Here is a 16,957-nt window from a genome sequence, read left to right on the forward strand (position 1 = left end):
TTCGGTGTGCCCGGTCACTCGCCGGGGCGAGCGACTGGGCACACCCGTATTTAATCTTACAGGAACAGATCGGGCATCAACTTCTGATCAGGGTTCACTGCGTATTTACTGAAATCTGTTATGCCTTCTTTGATCAGTATTTCTTCATCGGTAAAGAAATTACCCGTGCATTCATAAGAAGGTTGTTTGAGGATATGCAAGGCGGCTTCTGCCACTATTTCGGGTTTGCGGCTCCGCTGGATAAGGAAATCTCCGCCGAGTAAATTCTGCACAGCTGCTGTGGCGATGGTAGTTTTCGGCCAGAGCGCATTGGCGGCAATGCGGTGCGGCTTCAGTTCCTCTGCCAGCCCCAGGATCACCATGCTCATGCCGTATTTACTCATGGTATAGGCAAGGTGTTTGGAGAACCAGCTGGGGTCCATATTCAGGGGCGGAGAGAGGTTGAGGATATGCGGGTTATGCGATTTTTTCAAATGAGGGATGCAGGCCTGGCTCATCAGGAAAGTACCACGTACATTGATGCCGTGCATCAGGTCCCATCTTTTAGGTTCTGTCTGTTCTGTAGCAGAAAGGTTGATGGCGCTTGCATTATTCACCAGTATATCGATACCACCGAATGCGGCAGCGGTCTGCTGCACAATCTGCTGGATGCTCTCTTCAAACCTGATATCACCGGCAATAGGTAATACTTTACCAGGCCCTGCTGCAGCAATTTCCTCGGCTGCTGTAAAGATGGTGCCTTCCAGTTTGGGATGTGGTTCCGTGGTCTTTCCAACGATTACAATATTGGCTCCTTCCTTCGCCAGCCTTACGGCTATGGATTTTCCGATTCCACGGCTTCCTCCCGTAATCAGCACTGTTTTGTTTTCCAGCAACATATGACAAGTTGTTTTTAGATGTACGACTGTTTCTTACAACTATAAATATATGCGGTTTATTATCTCCCACCGCAGATGGGGTAGTTGTACTAAAATACGAAAAGGTAGAATTACGAGGGCGGTTGTAAATACTGAATTCTTAAAATAAAGCAAATATGCTCTTGCAAACCGGACTGTTCGTTTATATGTTTGTATCGTTGATTGATTGAAACAAGGACGCCAATATCCAGACCGAAAAACCGAGCGACAAAGTCCAAAAATCCTGAAGAAAGACCATCCAACCCGGGTAACCGCCGGGGCTTAGAGAAGAACCAATGTCCGAATAACCAAATTTGTCCTCTTCAATCAATAGAACATCCGAAAAATCCAATAGCCCGCTAATCCAAGTATCCTAAGAATGACATGTAAAATTTGTACCTATTGATGACCCCGTTCTGTTGGTAAGGTTTCGTACAAAGAATTTAAAGAGTCCTGAAGTTTCTTCAGGACTCTTTCTTTTTGAATATACGTAAGTGAGATCAGTTGATGGCGAGGAGTATTTGCCAGGCTTCCTGCACCTTGCCCTGGTCCAGGAGCTGTTTGGCATAGGTATGCAGTTCTTTTTCCATTTCTTCCGGGTTAACGGAATAATACTGAAAGATATTCTTGAGGGTATCATCGTGGAAAGAAGGGTCAATTACGGGCATTTCATGCACATTGCCCAGCTGACCGAGGTTATTACCGCTTAAGATATTACTGCTGCGGATATGTGCAGGCAGCACATCCACCCCGATTCCCAGTTTTACATTGGGCTTTTCCACCTGGAAAAGGTTGGTTTCGTCCACTTTGCAATACCAGTCGCCTCCCAGGCGGGCCACATGCTGCAACTTACGCTGGTCAATGAATTTCTTCTCATTGAGAATACTATCGTCGATATGCATGCGCAAAACCTCGCAGATCACCAGGTTGCCGGCGCCGCCTTCTGTTCCCAGAGGTTTCACTTCCAGTACCCTGCATTCCATTTTAACCTTGCTTTCCTTTACCATTGGTGGTTTCACCAGGGTGGCGGGCTCGGCAGTAAAGCCGGAAGGTCCGAACTCGTTCACTTCACGGGGAAACTCACAGCTGGCCAGGCTGGTCTGCTGTACCATGGCGTAATCCACGATATTGATCACTACCTCGGGAACCTCCAGCACATTCTGGAGGGTATGTTTGGTGGTATTGTCGCGCACACGCCGGGCTGGTGAAAAGATCACCACCGGCGGATTGGATGAAAAGAGATTGAAGAAGCTGAAAGGGCTCAGGTTCACCTGTCCATCAGCGCCGATGGTACTGGCAAAGCAGATAGGCCTTGGAGCGATGGCATGTTGCAGATAGTTCTGCCTTTCAACGGTTGTGATATCCTTCAGGTCGATGATCATATCCTTAGTTTGCCGGTTGGGTATTTTTCTTTTGGGCCAGGATGGAGAAGTCGTCGTCTTCCCGTACGATGGTATTGGTGAGGATACCGAGGCCATCGATCTCCAGTTCTACCACATCCCCTTCTTTCAGCCATTGTTCCTGGTAATTGGGATCATTCAGCTTACCTGTTCCGTTCAGTTCCAGGAAGCAGCCTGTACCTACGGTTCCGCTGCCGATCACATCGCCGGCATGCAGGGTAACGCCATAGGAAGCCCTTTCAATGATCTCCGCAAAGGTCCAGTCCATATCCCCGATATTTCCATCGCTCACCTGCACGCCATTCACACGGCATTGCATGCGGAGGTTCCAGCTTTTACCAATATGGTTCTCTTTGGCCGGGATCTCAAAATTTTCCAGTTCGTCCAGGGTCACCAGCCAGGGGCCGATCACGGTGGAGAAGTCCTTGCCTTTGCAAGGTCCCAGGTTGAGCAGCATTTCTTCCATCTGAAGCCTGCGTGCGCTCATATCGTTCATGATCATCAGGCCGGCAATGTACTGGTCTGCTTCGGCTGCGCGGATATTGCGGCCGGGCTTGCTGATCACGATGGCGGCTTCCAGCTCAAAATCCAGTTTCTCGAAATGGTCGGGCATACAGATGATATCCCCAGGGCCCTGGATGCTGAGGTGATTGGTCATATAGATGATAGGGTACTGGTCAAACTCTTCGATCATCGGCACTTTGCGGTTGCGGCGGGCAGCTGCAACGTGCTGACGGAACGCGTAACCATCGCGGCAGCTGGGCGGACTGGTCACAGGAGCCAGAACAGTAGCCGATGCATAATCAAATCCCTTGGCGGGGCTCACTTTGCCGTCTTTCACAGCCTGTTCCAGCTTGAGCGCCATCTGATAAAAATCATCCCAATAGTGCAGGAACATATTCATATTCTGAGGCAGATCCGGGTGCAATTCTTCCAGGTCATACAGTCGACCGTCTACATACATAGCCAGTCTTTCCGATTCATTGAACAGGTAAGAAACCAATTTCATAATTAGCAATTTAGAGGGTTGCAAGATAGAACAATCGTTCGTAAACGCAGCCGCCATCAGCCCCTGCTGGCATCATTTTTAAACCTCTTTGTGTAATAAACACAAAAGCATCAGATTATGCCACAGATAAACAAAGAGAACAGGAACAGGTACGCACTGGTAACCGGAGGCACCAGCGGTATTGGATATGAGCTCGCTAAGTTGCTGGCAAAGGATGGGTATAACCTCATCCTGGTGGCCCGTAATAACCAGCTCCTGGAGCAGACAAGTGATGAACTGAAGCAACAGTTCAGTGTGGAGGTAACGCCACTGGCAGTGGATCTTTTCAGATGTGAGGCCGCTGAAGAGATCCGCCAGAAAGTAGTGGAGATGGGCATTTCAGTGGATGTGCTGGTAAACGATGCCGGACAGGGAGAATGGGGGCCATTCCTCGCTTCAGATATTCAGCGTGATTGTGATATCATTCAGCTCAATATCACTTCGCTGGTGGCGCTCACTAAGATCTTCGGAAGGGAAATGGTGGCCCGCAACGATGGCAAGATACTCTTCCTTGGATCAGAAGCAGGCGAAAGCCCCATGCCATTGCTCGGAGTTTACGCAGCCACCAAGGCCTTTGTGATCTCTTTTGCCATGGCGCTGAACAATGAGTTGCAGGGAACGAATGTGACCGCTACCGTGCTGATGCCCGGAGCCACGGATACCGACTTCTTCCACAAAGCACATATGGAAGATACGGTCACTTATAAGGAAAAAGAACTGGCCTCTCCGGCAGATGTGGCAAAGGATGGATACGAAGCAATGATGAAAGGGGTGGCAAAAGTTGTATCGGGAATGAAAACCAAACTGCACGTATTCATGGCCGATATGATGGGAGATGTAGCCAGCGCTATCAATAACCGCAAACTGATGGAAGAAAGTGATAAGGAAGTTCCTAAACGGACCGAATCAGGGCATACACATTCCAAAATGGAAAGAGCAGGGATCAATGCAGCAACCGGACAGACAAACGGAGACTACCCGAAGGGAGACCATACCAAAGAAGTGGTGGCGGACCAGGCAGTAAGCTGACCCGCATAAAAACGCATAGGGTGGCAACGGAGTTTGTTCGTACCTTTTAGGTATGAAAAATCCGATTGCCGCTCTCTTGATATTGGCCATCACCAATGCTGCGATGTCACAGGAAAAAAACGATCCCTGGCTGGATTCCCTCATCCGCTCACAGGCATCGCCCTTTCTGCTGAATGTGCTTAATCAGCCCGATACTTTTCAATACCAGTTCATCTACACAAAAATCGACAGGGATAAAAACAACAAACCGCATTTTAAGAACTATTATCTCCACGTCAACAAAGACAGGTACTTCAATCCTGCCAGTATGGTAAAGCTTCCCACAGCATTGCTGGCGCTGGAGAAGATCAATAAGCTCAAAGAATACGGCGTTGACAAATATTCCACCATGCTTACTGACAGCGCCTATGACCGTCAGACGAAAGTAGTGTGGGACAGTACTTCAGCCGATGGCATGCCTTCTGTTGCGCATTATGTGAAGAAGATCTTTTTAGTGAGTGATAACGATGCCTACAACCGGCTCTACGAATTTGTAGGTCAGCAAACACTTAATGAACGGCTCTGGAAGATGGGCTATAAAGACGCTCGGATTACACGCCGCTTTGTTACTATGACGGAAGATCAGAACCGGCATACCAATCCCATCCGGTTCAAGCGTTACAGCGATCTGCTGTACATTCAACCACCCGCCAATAACAAAAAGAATTTCGATTTCAGCAAGAAGATCTTTGTGGGCAATGCGCATTACAACCGGGAAGACAGTCTGATCAAGGCTCCGATGGACTTCACCACCCATAATAATTTCCCGCTTGAATACCTGCAACAGATCATTCAGGCTGTGATGTTTCCGGGAGCTACACCTTCTTCCAAAAGATTCAGGTTAACACCGGATGATTACAGGTTTCTCTGGCAATACATGAGTGAGAAGCCTTCCGAAAGTGAATTCCCATCTTACGATACTTCCGAATATTTCGACAGCTACACCAAATTCTTTTTCTTCAAAGCCAACAAGGGTAGCATTCCTCCTGAATTACGCAGCTTCAATAAAACTGGCTGGTCATACGGATTCCTTACGGATGCATGTTATATTGTTGATCTGAAGAACAATGTGGAATTCATGCTCAGCGGAACTATCTACACCAACAAAGACGGAGTGCTCAATGATGATAAATACGAGTATGAACAAACCGGTTATCCCTGGTTCAAAGAGATGGGCACCATCATTTACAATTTTGAATTGCAGCGGCCACGTACCTTTATGCCTGATCTGAGTGAGTTCAAACTGCAATACAAATAATTGAGATGATGACCCCCCGTATCATTCTTGTTTTCTGTTTATTCTTCCTGATGTTGCAGCAACTGGTTGCGCAGCAGTTTGTACATGGCGCCATTGTTCGTGGAGATACCGCACAGAGAAAGATGGCCATCGTTTTCACGGCCGATGAATTCGGCGATGGCGCCGAAATCATCACAGAAACGCTTCAGAAACAAAAAGTGAAAGCTTCCTTCTTTTTTACCGGCAGGTTCTACCGGAATAAATCATTTACTAAAGCTATCAGACAATTGAAGCTGGACGGACATTACCTGGGAGGGCATAGTGATAAGCATTTGTTGTATAACGACTGGACCAGGCGTGACAGCACCCTGGTTACCCGTCATCAGTTCCGTAAAGACCTGCAAAGGAATTATGCCGCTATGAAGAAATTCGGAATCAGTAAACTGACAGCGCATTATTTTCTGCCTCCTTATGAGTGGTACAATCAGGAGATCGCAGACTGGACCAGCGCAGAAGGATTGCAACTGATCAATTTTACGCACGGTACCCTCAGCAATGCGGATTATACTACGCCGGAAATGAAGAACTATCGCAGCAGCGAGGTGATCCTTCAGTCCATCATGCAGTATGACACATCAGGAACTGCCGGCCTGAATGGATTTATACTGCTGGTACATTTCGGAACAGATCCAAAACGTACCGACAAATTATACCATCGCTTACCGGAATTAATAGCGTATCTTAAAAATAAAGGGTATGCGCTTGTTAGAGTTGATCAACTTGGTCTGCCCTCTTTGCTCTAATTGTTTTGTTTATTACCAAACAAAAAACGGAGTTGTTGGTTGAAGTTCCAGGCGGTAAGTGTACCAATAATTCCCCGTTCTGAATCCTGATTGCCGGGCGCGAATCTTGTACTATTTTTGCCCCAAACCCGTGTATATGAAATTTGAAAAGATCCATAACAAGGGACAAGCTCAATTATTTAATAATCGCTTTCTCGAAATGCTGACGAAGACGCATCCACTCGTCATCTGGGGGATGTACCTTCCTGTATTTGTGGGTATGCCCTGGTATGCCGTGGCTAAGCTCGGATATGCCGGATGGAGGGTTGCGATCATCTATAGCGCCGGAATTTTATTCTGGACCCTCTTTGAATATGTGATGCATCGCTGGATCTTTCATATGATCGCGGAAAGTCCCCGGGCTCAGAAAGTCATATACGTGATGCATGGCAATCACCATCATTATCCGCGCGACAGGGAAAGGCTGTTCATGCCTCCCATTCCCAGTCTGCTGATCTCCAGCTCCATTTTCGGCATCATGTACCTGCTGATGGGCAATAATGTATTCATGTTCTTTCCTGGCTTCATATTCGGTTACCTGATGTATGGTTCCATGCATTATGCCATACATGCCTGGAACCCTCCTTTCAAATGGATGAAACCATTATGGCGTAACCATCACCTGCATCATTACAAAGATGAAGGCAAAGGGTATGGTGTAAGCACCACCATCTGGGACAGGGTGTTCGGCACCATGTTCGATCTCAGGAAAGAAAAGGAAGATAAAGAGAAGGTAAAGGACCTGATGTTCCAGAAGTAGTTTAAGAATCAAATACTACCCTGTATGTCCTGTGCACCTTGTCGCGTATTGCGCCGGTGGCTTCGTGGATACTCATCATCTTGTCATTGAAGTCGCCCACCCAGGCCAGCTCAACACCTTTGATGGTATTGCGTGGCAATACTTCCAGTTGCAGACAGCGGATCAGCGCTGACTCAATGCCGTGGTTCTGGTATTTCTTCTTACATCCCATGATAATGATACGCAGCCTGTCAATTGTAGTGCGTTTCTTGTACCACAGAAATTTCAGCTTACCCCAGAGATTCAGTTTGCCATTCACGTGGCGAAGGATCTGATTCACATCGGGCAGGCAGAGTACAAAAGCGATGGGCTCATCGTTGTAATAGGCGAACCAGATGATCTTTTCATCCATGATGGCCTGCATCTGGCGGAAGGACTCCTTGATAGTACCCATTTCGATGGGCGTGAAACTATCGAAATCACTCCAGGCATTGTTGTAGATCTCCTGAAAGTCCTGGGCGAATTTATCGAAATGCTGTTTGTCGAAATGCTTAAAGGAGTAGCCGGGTTTCCTCATTACCCAGTCCGCAATTTTGGTGAACCTTTCCGGTAAAGGAATTCTGGCATCCAGGAAATTGGTGAACTGGTCGTATTGTTTTTTGAAGCCGTATGCTTCAAAGAAATCGATGTAGTAGGAGGGGTTATAGTTCATGCCCAGGCTGGGGGGCTTGAAACCTTCGATGAGCAATCCCCAGAATTTATCGTTCTCCCCGAAATTGATGGGGCCGTCCATCGCCTGCATACCATGTTGCTGCAGCCAGGATTTTGCAGTGTCAAAAAGGAGGAATGCCGCTTTCTGGTCATTGATACATTCAAAAAAACCGACACCCCCGGTGGGTTGCGGGTTTTTGTGGGCCTTCTCTTCATTCACAAAAGCGGCGATCCGGCCGATGATCTCTCCATTGCCGTTTTTGAGTAACCAGCGGGTGCAGACGCCATGGGAGAAGAATACGTTCCTGCCCGCATCAAATACCGACTCTACATCGTTGTGGAGTGGGCTGATCCAGTTGGGGTCGTTCCTGTATAATTTTCCCGGGAATTCAATAAACTCCCTGGCAGATCGGGAGTTATTAACCTCTATGACGTTCATGGTGCGAAACTAGCTATATTTCACCATTTCTCGTCATCCGGAATGGGGGAGTTTGGTCTGAAATTCTCGCGGTTTTTGAACTTCTCCAGCATTCTTTCAATGATGAGGGCCGCTATCAGCGATCCGGCATCCCTGTCCGGATGGTCTTTCAACTCCTGTTTCACTTTCTTTTCACTTACATCTATCCTGTACAGGATATTCACCAATGCGGGAAAATTATTTGCCACCAGTTGGTTGATCCTACCGGCCAGTACACGCTCAAATGCGTCCTGGTTTCCTTCAGGAATGTCAAATAACGGCCGCAGGTTTTCCTGCACAAACATTATGCTTTTATCTACGCTCAATTGTTTAAATTTACTATCCCGACATAAATGTACAACAATGCCGGCTTGCCGGCAATGAACCAGATTTTCTCGACCCTCTGCAATAAATTAACCTTATCCGGCTATGCGGTTAAGCGCGTTGCTTATTGCAGTATTACTCTTATCCTGCTGCGCCCTGCAGGCACAACGTACAAAGTATGGTGTGGTCAAAGGGACAGTCATTGATTCTGCCAGTCGCCAACCGGTAGAAGCTGCTACTATTTCAGTATTCCTGGTACAGGATTCCTCCCTCATCAATTATGTGCTCACCAACCGGAAAGGTGAATTCCAGGTGAAAGAAGTACCACTTGGTCAACCCTGTCATCTGCTGATTTCCTTCAATGGATTGAAAAGCTATACCATACCATTTTCCATCAGCGAAAACAAATCCGATACACTGCTGCCCCCTATCCGTTTAGGCAAAGCCGTGAAGGAACTCGAAGAAGTGATGGTGGTAGGTCAGCGTCCACCCATGCTGGTGAAGAAAGATACCATCGAGTTCAATGCCGGATCCTTCAAAACCATGCCCAATGCTGTATTGGAAGACCTGGTCAGGCAGTTGCCCGGTATAGATGTAGATAAGGACGGAAACCTGACTATGAACGGCCGTAAGATCGAAAAGATCACAATCGATGGCAAAGACTTTTTCGGAAATGATCCGCAGGTGGCGCTCAAGAACCTGCCCAGGAATATCATTGATAAGATCCAGGTGGCCGATAATAAAACAAAACAGAACCAGTTCAATAAAACCACCACAGGCGAAGAAAACAAAATACTTAATCTCACACTTAAAAAAGACCAGAACCGTGGTTGGTTCGGCCGCTTTTTCGGAGGCTATGGTTCAGAAGAAAGGTATGAAGCTGGTGGCAATATCAATATGTTCAATACTGAAAAACAGGTGAGCATTCTTGCCAACGCAAACAATACCAACCGGACCAATTACGGCGGGAGCGGCTTCAGCATCAACAACGCACAGAGCAGCCTGGGCGGAGGCGGATCAGGGTTCACCGATACAAAAACTGGAGGCCTCAACTTCAGCAATATGTTCAGCAAAAAGCTCACCATGAGCAGCAGCTACTTTTTCAGCAGGAGCGCTTTCGAAAACAATACACGCACCCAAAGGCAATACATACTGGCAGAAGATACCCTGAGTATCTACGACTATAATTCGCTCAACAGTAACTCCAGTACCAGCAGGAATCACCGTTTAAATATCGGCATCGATTACAGGCCTGATACCATGACCAGCTTATACCTGAATGCTTCCTATGGCAAAACAGACGGCGAATCAGGGTCGGTGAATGATGCCCGGTCACGCAACAGCAAGGGCTCGTTGCTGAATACCAGTTATAATGAACTGGACGGGAATAGCAGCGGAAACAATATCTCTGCCGAGTTCTTTATCGGCAGGAGATTTCATAAAGAAGGTAGGAATATTTCTCTTAGCCTCAGTTATGCTTCAGACATGACCAGGTCCCGTGATCATAATAATGGTCGACTCTGGTTATTGAAGCAGAATGGAGACGATTCAACTGATCTGATAAATCAGAGAAGCCTGCTCAGGAATGAAACCAAGGGGTATGGCTTTACTATCGGTTATGCTGAACCGGTAGCAAAAAATTTAAGCATGCTGGCCCGTTACACATACCGGGTAAGCGATGGAATATCGGATAAAAACACAGGAAGGTTCAATGATGCAACCGGGCAATATGATCTCATCGACACTGTTCTTACTGACGCATTCACCAACCGTACCGAGATCAGTAACCCTGATATCAGCTTAAACTACCTGAAAGAAAACCGGTTCCGCGGCACGGTAGGGTTTGGGATGCAGTGGTTACGTCAGAAAAGCACTTCCCTTATTCAGAAGGCTATGGATGAACGTTACCTGAACCTGTTCCCTACTGCAAATATTTCTTACCAGCTGAGTAAAAAAGGAGAGGTCAGTTTCTATTACAATGGCAGCACACAACAGCCTTCTCCACAACAATTACAGCCCGTTCCGGATAATAGCAATCCGCTTTACATCAATATGGGTAACCCTGATCTGAGGCCATCGTTCAGTCATAGTTTCAGTGCAAGCATCAGGCAAAGCACCGGTAAATTGTATTGGTTCGGCACATTGAATTATGGTACTACCACCAACCAGATTGTTACGGAAACTTATTTTGACGAATTGCGCAGACAGGTAAGTGTACCCATCAATATGAATGGTAATCATTTTGCGGGCGGCAATGCAACAGTGAGCAGAACCTGGAAATCTAAAACATGGAGCTTCAGGGCTAACACCAACCTGGGCATCAACTACAGCAGGAATATTGCAAGGATCGATAAACAGAATGTGGAAACCAAAACGTACAGCTTCAATGGAAGAATGTACTTCAGTACCACCTACAAGGAACTGATCAACTTCATGCCATCCTATTCCATCCGCCTCAGTGATACGAAATTCAATATGGCGCAGAACCAGAACCCTTCCAATATCAATCATGTTTTCACCACCGATCTTTTTATCAACTGGCCAAAGCGGCTGATCATTGAAAACAACCTGATGTATTCTTACAATAGCCGTATCGCTTCCGGTTTCCGTAAAGGTGTTACCAGCTGGAATGCGGCTGCCAATTACCAGCTTTTCAAAAATAAAAGAGGGATGCTGCGTATTGCTATTTACGATATACTGCAACAGAACACAAATGTGAGCAGGAGTATCACGCAGAACTATATCCAGGATGTGCAGGTGCAGGTATTGCAGCAGTATTATCTCGTGAGCTTCATTTACAATCTTCAGAAATTTGGCAAACAGGAATAGAATAGCTAGAATTTTTCCATTACTCCCAGGCCAAACAGGGCAAAGTCGAAGCGGGCAGGGTCCTGCGGATCAAGCTGACGCAGCCAGCTGGTCAGTTCCAGCGCTGCCAGCCAGTCTGACTGTTCCCGTTGCAACAGTCCGAATTTTTTAGCCACGCGCGCTACATGCAGGTCAAGCGGACAGATCAGTTGGGAAGGAGATATCTTTTTCCAGAGACCGAAATCCACGCCCTGCTTATCTTTTCTCACCATCCAGCGCAGGTACATGTTCAGGCGCTTGCAGGAGGATCCTCTGGCTGGAGTGGCAATATGCTTCATGGTGCGTTTAGGCACATCTTCCAGCGAAAAGAAATATTCATAAAAACCCCGCAGTGCAAACTCAACCGTTTCGTCTTTGTTGCCCATGCCTTTCAGGAAGGCCGCTTCCAGGCTTTTATGTGAGCTGTAATGATGATGAAAGAATTCCAGGAAATAGTACAGGTCGGTTGCATTGAAAGTGCGGTGTTTGAAACCGGAAAGCTGTTGCAGTTTCTTAGGTTCGCTATCCAGGATGAACTGATGCGGCGCCATATCCATCAGCTGCATCAGTTCCTTTGTTTTGTTGATGATGGTGGTGCGGTTGCCCCAGGCAAAAATAGATGCAAAGAAGCCCGCGATCTCTATATCCTGTTGTTTTGAGAACAGGTGAGGAACAGAGATCGGGTCGTCTTTGATGAAGTCTGGCTGATTGTATTCAGCGGCCTTCTTTATCAGGAATTCTTTGAGGGATGCGGTGGATGTCATGTTAGCTTTCAATCGCCTGACGCAGGTCTTCAATCAGGTCATCTGCATCTTCGATACCCACGCTCAGCCTGATGAGGGAGTCGGAAAGGCCATTCTTCACTCGCTCTTCTCGTGGGATGCTCGCATGTGTCATGGATGCAGGGTGATTGATGAGAGATTCCACGCCGCCGAGGCTTTCAGCAAGGGAGAAGAGTTTGGTGGAAGAAAGCACTTTGGTGGCTGTTTCAACACTGTCGTCTTTCAGGGTGAAGCTCATCATGCCGCCGAAGCCGCGCATCTGCCTGCTGGCAATGGCATAACCCGGATGATCTTCAAAACCGCACCAGTACACTTTGCCCACCTTCGGATGATTGCGGAGGAATTGTGCTACTTTGATACCATTTTCACAATGACGCTGCATGCGTACATGTAATGTTTTGATCCCACGCAGTACCAGGAAGCAGTCCATGGGGCCGGGAACGGCACCACAGCTTTTCTGGATGAAATAGAGCTGCTCGCGGAGCGAGTCGTCGTTCATCACCAGTGAGCCCTGGATCACATCGCTGTGACCGCCCAGGTATTTGGTGGCGGAATGCAGCACAATGTCTGCACCCAGATCAAGCGGGTTCTGCAGGTAAGGAGAAGCAAATGTATTGTCTACGCAAACCAGGGCTTTGGCGGATTTGCCAATGGCCACCACGGCTGCGATATCAGTAATGTTGAGGAGTGGGTTGGTGGGAGTTTCCACCCAGATCAGCTTTGTATTGGCGGTTACGGCTTTGCTGATATTGGCGGTATCGGTCATGTCTACAAAAATGAATTTGATACCTGCCTTTCCGTAGATCCTGGTGAAGAGCCTGTAGGTGCCGCCGTACATATCGTTGCCAGCGATCACTTCATCACCGGGCACCAGCAGTTTGAGCACTGCGTCCGTTGCTGCCACGCCGCTGCCGAAGGCCAGTCCGTGCTTTCCGTTCTCGATCACTGCCAATGCATCTTCCAGCGCCTTTCTTGTTGGGTTCTGGGAACGGGCATACTCATAGCCTTTATTCTTGCCCGGAGCTTCCTGAACATAAGTGGAGGTCTGATAGATGGGCGTCATGATGGCGCCGGTTGACGGGTCCGGTTCAGTTCCGGCATGAATGAGTTTTGTTGCGAGCTTCATAGATTTTCTGATTGGACTACAAAGATGCACAATAAAAGCCGGATTTCCAGTTTAACAGAAGCTTAACCTGCCTTCCATAAATAGCCTGTAACATTTTGCAAACACTGCATGGGACTGCGTTTGGTGCCAGTCTCGTATATGCGAAAACACGGTTCATGTGCGAAATTGTTCGTATATCTTATCATGTACTGCCCGTCAGTACCAATTTGCTTGCCTTCAGTCATCATTGCAATTACTTTTGCTTTGTGAATCTGAACAACATAGTTCACCCATAAAAAAGTATAGCCATGAAAAAGTTTTTCTTCATTCTTTGCACCGTGCTGGTTTCAGCAGCTGCATCTGCTTACACTGCACCGGATCCCAACGAAAAGGTGCTGAAATCATTCAATGAAACATTCTCCAACGCCGAAGAAGTAAAATGGGCCGAGTATGAGAATTATTACACTGTCAGCTTTGTAAGCGGTAAGATCCGCGCCAAAGTAAACTACGATAAAGAGGGCAACATGATGGGTTCAACCCGTTATTATGCTCCCAATATGTTACCGATCGGTATCCTTAACCAGGTTAAAAAGGCTTACCCTAAAAAATCATTGTTTGGAGTAACTGAGATCACTGCCAATGGTGAAGTGAATTACTACATCAAGATGGAAGACGCCAAATGGTGGACAACCATTAAAGTAGATGATTCTGGCAACTCCAGTGTGTATGAGAGATACAAAAAGGGATAATTGGTGGGCTAGTGCGTTCCTCTCAGCCGAATAAGTCTAAGTCTATCTATCTCAACAACGTACCGGCCGCCAAATATCTCCAATCGAAGTTTTCAGCCGCATGGATTTCCAGCGGCTGAATTTTTTTGTTCAATACCGAGGGCCTTAAAATGCCTTTGTTCACCAGGGTGCGCCTGGCTTCCTGCGCCATTTCCTGCACGGCATGCTGCTGCATCCATTGCTGTTGCGGCGTTTCAAAACCTGTTTTATCCCTCCTCCACACGATGGCTTCCGGCAAATGCAGCTGCACGGCCTGGCGGAGGATCCATTTTGTAAAGCCGTTCCTTATCTTGAACCCCGCTGGCAGGCTGAAAATAAATTCCACCAGCTGGTGATGCAGGAAGGGAAGTCTTACTTCGCGCCCATGGGCCATGGAGTTGCGGTCTGCATACTGCAATAACTCTCCCAGTCCGTTCATAAAGCTATTGTAGTACAGAGCTCCGTTCAGGGAGTTTACAGGAGGGCGAGCATAATGGGATATTCCGAAGGTCTCCGCGAAATCTGCGGAGAGATCAGTCATGTTTTTTTGTTGTTTAGTCTTCGATCGCTGCAGCCAGGTTTCAGCCAGCTCAGGGAATTTGCCTGCCAGCTGTTGCTTCCAGCCCCAGGTGGTTTTGATGCCCAGCTGCTGTGTAACCGCTATTTCTTTCTGCTGAAGCTGCCGGTGCTGCCTGCCGAGGTCCTGCCAGTACTGCGCATAATATTTATGATAACCGGCAAGCACTTCATCAGCACCCTGACCGTCGAGCAGAACGGTAATGCCCCTCTCTTTCGCAAGCTGGAACACCTGGTACTGGGCAATGGTGCCGGAAGATTGAAAGGGTGTTTCCTGGTGGTAACAAACTTTTTCAAAATTACCGATCATATCTGCGGCCGATGGCTGCACCTGGTGAGAGACCACATTCAGGTGAGTGGCAACAATGCTGATATATTTCGATTCATCCCTGGCAAAGCCGGGGAAAACAGCAGAGAAAGTATGCACAGGCTGTTGGGTGATAGCGCAAACGGTTGACAGCACAGCAGAACTGTCGAGCCCGCCGCTGAGCGAGCTTCCCAATGGCATATCGCTTCTCAACCTGTTATTGACAGATGTAAAGAATAACTCACGGAAACGGTCGATTGCTTTTTCATCGGTAATATCCTGATCCGTATTATTTGCATCGATATCCCAGTAGCGATGAAGAGTAAGCTCTTTTGCCGGCAGGTCATAAACCAGGTAATGAGCAGCGGGCAATTGCGCTATTTGTTTGTAGAAGCTGCGGCTCCCATCGCCGGGATGCTGAATGTAACCGAGGGTGAGATAATTGTAGAGCATTGTTTCATCCACTTCCCTGGGAATGTTTGCTGCCCAGAGCGCTTTCATCTCACTGGCAAAAACAAATTCTTCTTTTGTGTGATGATAGAAGAAAGGCTTTTCGCCAAAACGGTCGCGGGCAGCAAAGAGTTGCTGCTGCTTGCTGTCCCAGATGGCAAAGGCGAACATGCCGTCAAACTGCTGCAGGCATTCATGGCCATAGCAATCATAGGCTGCAAGGATCACTTCCGTATCTGACTGATTGAAAAACTGATAACCCATCTGCTGAAGGGAATGCCTTATTTCCCTGTAGTTATAGATCTCACCATTGTGAACAATATGATAGCGCTGGAGGTAGCTCATGGGTTGAGCAGCCGCTTCGCTGAGATCTATGATGGCCAGGCGGCGGTGCGCCAGTCCCGCACTATTGTTGTTGTATATGCGGATATCTGCTCCATCGGGCCCACGATGTGCAATAGCAGCATTCATCTGCTGCAGCCTTTCCGGACTGACCAGTGAATTATCGGAAGAAATAACGCCTGCGATGCCACACATATGGCAACAAGTTAATACTTAATAGGCAGTATTGCTCTCACGCTGTCCCATTCCATTACCAGTTGCATGCCTTTCTCTGCAGGGGCAAACTCCATGGTAAGTACTTCAAAGGGGAAGTTTGTTCTGGCGATGGGTACGTTGAATTTGAAAGCATCTTTGGTGGAATCTATTTTCAGGCCCCAGGTATAGAGATCGTTGTTGAGTATGATGGTCCATTCGTTTTCATAAGGAATGGCATAGATCACGTAACGTCCTTTGGGTACGGTTTTGCCGTTGATGTTCACATCCCGGAAGAATTCCAGTTCGGTGGCTTCATTGGCGCCCATCCTCCAGATGGAGCCGTATTGAACCACTTCTCCGAAAATGGTGCGGCCGCCTTTCTGTGGTCTGCTGAAGATCACCCTGGCAACAGGAGGATCGATGCTCTTGTCGGCCATTTTCATTTTTGGATATTCAACCGGAAAATAGGCCATGTCCATGGGACTTTTATCCAGTCCTGACGGAACAAGGCGGTCGGCGCTGTTGCCTGCGGGGTGCTGATTAACAGTAACGGTATTGCTGGCCCTTTGCGGCTTGTTTTCACAGGCACTGAGGAGGCCGCAGGAAAGCAGGGTAGCTAAAACAATATGGGAACGGGTTGCAAACATATCAGAATGTAAAAGGTATGGAGGCTTTAACGGCATCCCACATTACCAGGAGATTGGCGCCACCATTGGCTTTTTCAAAAATCATGGTGAATGCTTCAGCCGGGTCAGTGGTTTTTTCAGGGGTCACGTCTACGCGAAGTACGTCTTTGGTCTGATCATACTGAAAAGCGCCCCAGATATCTGTTTCCCTGTTGAAGATGATGGTCCATTTATCCTG

The 16,957-nt window shown here is 47.6% G+C and carries 16 protein-coding genes; 6 read left to right on the forward strand and 10 right to left on the reverse strand.

From position 1 onward, the window contains the following. Window positions 1-56: 56 nt before the first annotated feature. The 3 genes from ACTHMC_RS16260 to ACTHMC_RS16270 all read right to left on the reverse strand — a co-directional run bounded on the left by ACTHMC_RS16260 (window position 57) and on the right by ACTHMC_RS16270 (window position 3,305). Entirely contained in the window at window positions 57-878 is an 822-nt protein-coding gene (locus tag ACTHMC_RS16260) for an SDR family oxidoreductase (RefSeq protein WP_440414586.1), read from the reverse strand. Window positions 879-1,396: 518 nt separating this feature from the next. Further along, the gene (locus tag ACTHMC_RS16265; RefSeq protein WP_440414588.1) at window positions 1,397-2,278 is read right to left on the reverse strand and encodes a flavin reductase family protein; all 882 of its coding nucleotides are present in this window, start codon (window positions 2,276-2,278) and stop codon (window positions 1,397-1,399) included. A 4-nt stretch (window positions 2,279-2,282) separates the two neighbouring features. Then, a complete protein-coding gene (locus ACTHMC_RS16270) occupies window positions 2,283-3,305 on the reverse strand; it encodes a fumarylacetoacetate hydrolase family protein (RefSeq protein WP_440414590.1) in 1,023 nt (340 codons plus the stop codon). A gap of 117 nt (window positions 3,306-3,422) precedes the next feature. On the opposite strand from ACTHMC_RS16270, the gene ACTHMC_RS16275 reads away from it, so the two are divergent. The 4 genes from ACTHMC_RS16275 (at window position 3,423) to ACTHMC_RS16290 (ending at window position 7,251) form a co-directional block, all read left to right on the forward strand. Further along, window positions 3,423-4,373 carry an SDR family NAD(P)-dependent oxidoreductase gene (locus ACTHMC_RS16275; RefSeq protein ID WP_440414592.1) on the forward strand — a complete coding sequence of 317 codons (951 nt, stop codon included), beginning with the start codon at window positions 3,423-3,425 and terminating at the stop codon, window positions 4,371-4,373. 52 nt (window positions 4,374-4,425) lie between these two features. Beyond that, window positions 4,426-5,670, forward strand: coding sequence for a serine hydrolase (locus tag ACTHMC_RS16280; RefSeq protein WP_440414593.1), 1,245 nt, complete (start codon window positions 4,426-4,428; stop codon window positions 5,668-5,670). A gap of 5 nt (window positions 5,671-5,675) precedes the next feature. Then, window positions 5,676-6,452, forward strand: a complete 777-nt coding sequence (locus tag ACTHMC_RS16285) for a polysaccharide deacetylase family protein (protein WP_440414594.1) — start codon at window positions 5,676-5,678, stop codon at window positions 6,450-6,452. A gap of 136 nt (window positions 6,453-6,588) precedes the next feature. Further along, entirely contained in the window at window positions 6,589-7,251 is a 663-nt protein-coding gene (locus tag ACTHMC_RS16290) for a sterol desaturase family protein (RefSeq protein ID WP_440414596.1), read from the forward strand. Between the two features lies 1 nt (window position 7,252). Here the strand turns inward: ACTHMC_RS16290 and ACTHMC_RS16295 are convergent, their stop codons facing one another. Beyond that, a complete protein-coding gene (locus ACTHMC_RS16295) occupies window positions 7,253-8,380 on the reverse strand; it encodes a GNAT family N-acetyltransferase (RefSeq protein ID WP_440414598.1) in 1,128 nt (375 codons plus the stop codon). Between the two features lie 20 nt (window positions 8,381-8,400). Then, window positions 8,401-8,724: a hypothetical protein gene (locus ACTHMC_RS16300; protein WP_440414599.1), complete on the reverse strand. Its 324-nt coding sequence runs from the start codon at window positions 8,722-8,724 to the stop codon at window positions 8,401-8,403. A 103-nt stretch (window positions 8,725-8,827) separates the two neighbouring features. On the opposite strand from ACTHMC_RS16300, the gene ACTHMC_RS16305 reads away from it, so the two are divergent. Next, entirely contained in the window at window positions 8,828-11,551 is a 2,724-nt protein-coding gene (locus ACTHMC_RS16305; protein ID WP_440414601.1) for an outer membrane beta-barrel protein, read from the forward strand. A 5-nt stretch (window positions 11,552-11,556) separates the two neighbouring features. On the opposite strand, the gene ACTHMC_RS16310 is transcribed toward ACTHMC_RS16305, so the two are convergent. Together ACTHMC_RS16310 and ACTHMC_RS16315 are read right to left on the reverse strand one after the other, a co-directional pair. Then, window positions 11,557-12,333, reverse strand: coding sequence for a TIGR02757 family protein (locus ACTHMC_RS16310; RefSeq protein ID WP_440414602.1), 777 nt, complete (start codon window positions 12,331-12,333; stop codon window positions 11,557-11,559). A gap of 1 nt (window position 12,334) precedes the next feature. Continuing rightward, entirely contained in the window at window positions 12,335-13,477 is a 1,143-nt protein-coding gene (locus ACTHMC_RS16315) for a cystathionine gamma-synthase (RefSeq protein WP_440414604.1), read from the reverse strand. A 287-nt stretch (window positions 13,478-13,764) separates the two neighbouring features. Between ACTHMC_RS16315 and ACTHMC_RS16320 the strand changes: the two genes are divergently transcribed. Then, entirely contained in the window at window positions 13,765-14,205 is a 441-nt protein-coding gene (locus ACTHMC_RS16320; protein WP_440414606.1) for a hypothetical protein, read from the forward strand. Window positions 14,206-14,251: 46 nt separating this feature from the next. Here the strand turns inward: ACTHMC_RS16320 and asnB are convergent, their stop codons facing one another. The 3 genes from asnB to ACTHMC_RS16335 form a co-directional block, all read right to left on the reverse strand. Beyond that, window positions 14,252-16,093 (reverse strand): asparagine synthase (glutamine-hydrolyzing), encoded by a 1,842-nt coding sequence (gene asnB / locus ACTHMC_RS16325; protein WP_440414607.1) that lies wholly within the window; start codon window positions 16,091-16,093, stop codon window positions 14,252-14,254. Between the two features lie 11 nt (window positions 16,094-16,104). Then, the gene (locus tag ACTHMC_RS16330; RefSeq protein ID WP_440414609.1) at window positions 16,105-16,740 is read right to left on the reverse strand and encodes a DUF2911 domain-containing protein; all 636 of its coding nucleotides are present in this window, start codon (window positions 16,738-16,740) and stop codon (window positions 16,105-16,107) included. Window position 16,741: 1 nt separating this feature from the next. After that, window positions 16,742-16,957, reverse strand: a 216-nt coding sequence (locus ACTHMC_RS16335) for a DUF2911 domain-containing protein (RefSeq protein ID WP_440414611.1), incomplete at its 5' end; no start/stop codon positions are given.

It is taken from the genome of Pseudobacter sp., from assembly GCF_051955275.1.
Lineage (GTDB): Bacteria > Bacteroidota > Bacteroidia > Chitinophagales > Chitinophagaceae > Pseudobacter.

Bases quoted from the DNA above. Each gene is read 5' to 3' on its own strand.
- ACTHMC_RS16295 (WP_440414598.1), bottom strand. From the start codon at position 8,380: ATGAACGTCATAGAGGTTAATAACTCCCGATCTGCCAGGGAGTTTATT.
- ACTHMC_RS16310 (WP_440414602.1), bottom strand. From the start codon at position 12,333: ATGACATCCACCGCATCCCTCAAAGAATTCCTGATAAAGAAGGCCGCT.
- ACTHMC_RS16260 (WP_440414586.1), bottom strand. From the start codon at position 878: ATGTTGCTGGAAAACAAAACAGTGCTGATTACGGGAGGAAGCCGTGGA.
- ACTHMC_RS16285 (WP_440414594.1), top strand. From the start codon at position 5,676: ATGATGACCCCCCGTATCATTCTTGTTTTCTGTTTATTCTTCCTGATG.
- ACTHMC_RS16290 (WP_440414596.1), top strand. From the start codon at position 6,589: ATGAAATTTGAAAAGATCCATAACAAGGGACAAGCTCAATTATTTAAT.
- ACTHMC_RS16265 (WP_440414588.1), bottom strand. From the start codon at position 2,278: ATGATCATCGACCTGAAGGATATCACAACCGTTGAAAGGCAGAACTAT.
- ACTHMC_RS16275 (WP_440414592.1), top strand. From the start codon at position 3,423: ATGCCACAGATAAACAAAGAGAACAGGAACAGGTACGCACTGGTAACC.
- ACTHMC_RS16305 (WP_440414601.1), top strand. From the start codon at position 8,828: ATGCGGTTAAGCGCGTTGCTTATTGCAGTATTACTCTTATCCTGCTGC.
- asnB (WP_440414607.1), bottom strand. From the start codon at position 16,093: ATGTGTGGCATCGCAGGCGTTATTTCTTCCGATAATTCACTGGTCAGT.
- ACTHMC_RS16330 (WP_440414609.1), bottom strand. From the start codon at position 16,740: ATGTTTGCAACCCGTTCCCATATTGTTTTAGCTACCCTGCTTTCCTGC.
- ACTHMC_RS16270 (WP_440414590.1), bottom strand. From the start codon at position 3,305: ATGAAATTGGTTTCTTACCTGTTCAATGAATCGGAAAGACTGGCTATG.
- ACTHMC_RS16280 (WP_440414593.1), top strand. From the start codon at position 4,426: ATGAAAAATCCGATTGCCGCTCTCTTGATATTGGCCATCACCAATGCT.
- ACTHMC_RS16315 (WP_440414604.1), bottom strand. From the start codon at position 13,477: ATGAAGCTCGCAACAAAACTCATTCATGCCGGAACTGAACCGGACCCG.
- ACTHMC_RS16320 (WP_440414606.1), top strand. From the start codon at position 13,765: ATGAAAAAGTTTTTCTTCATTCTTTGCACCGTGCTGGTTTCAGCAGCT.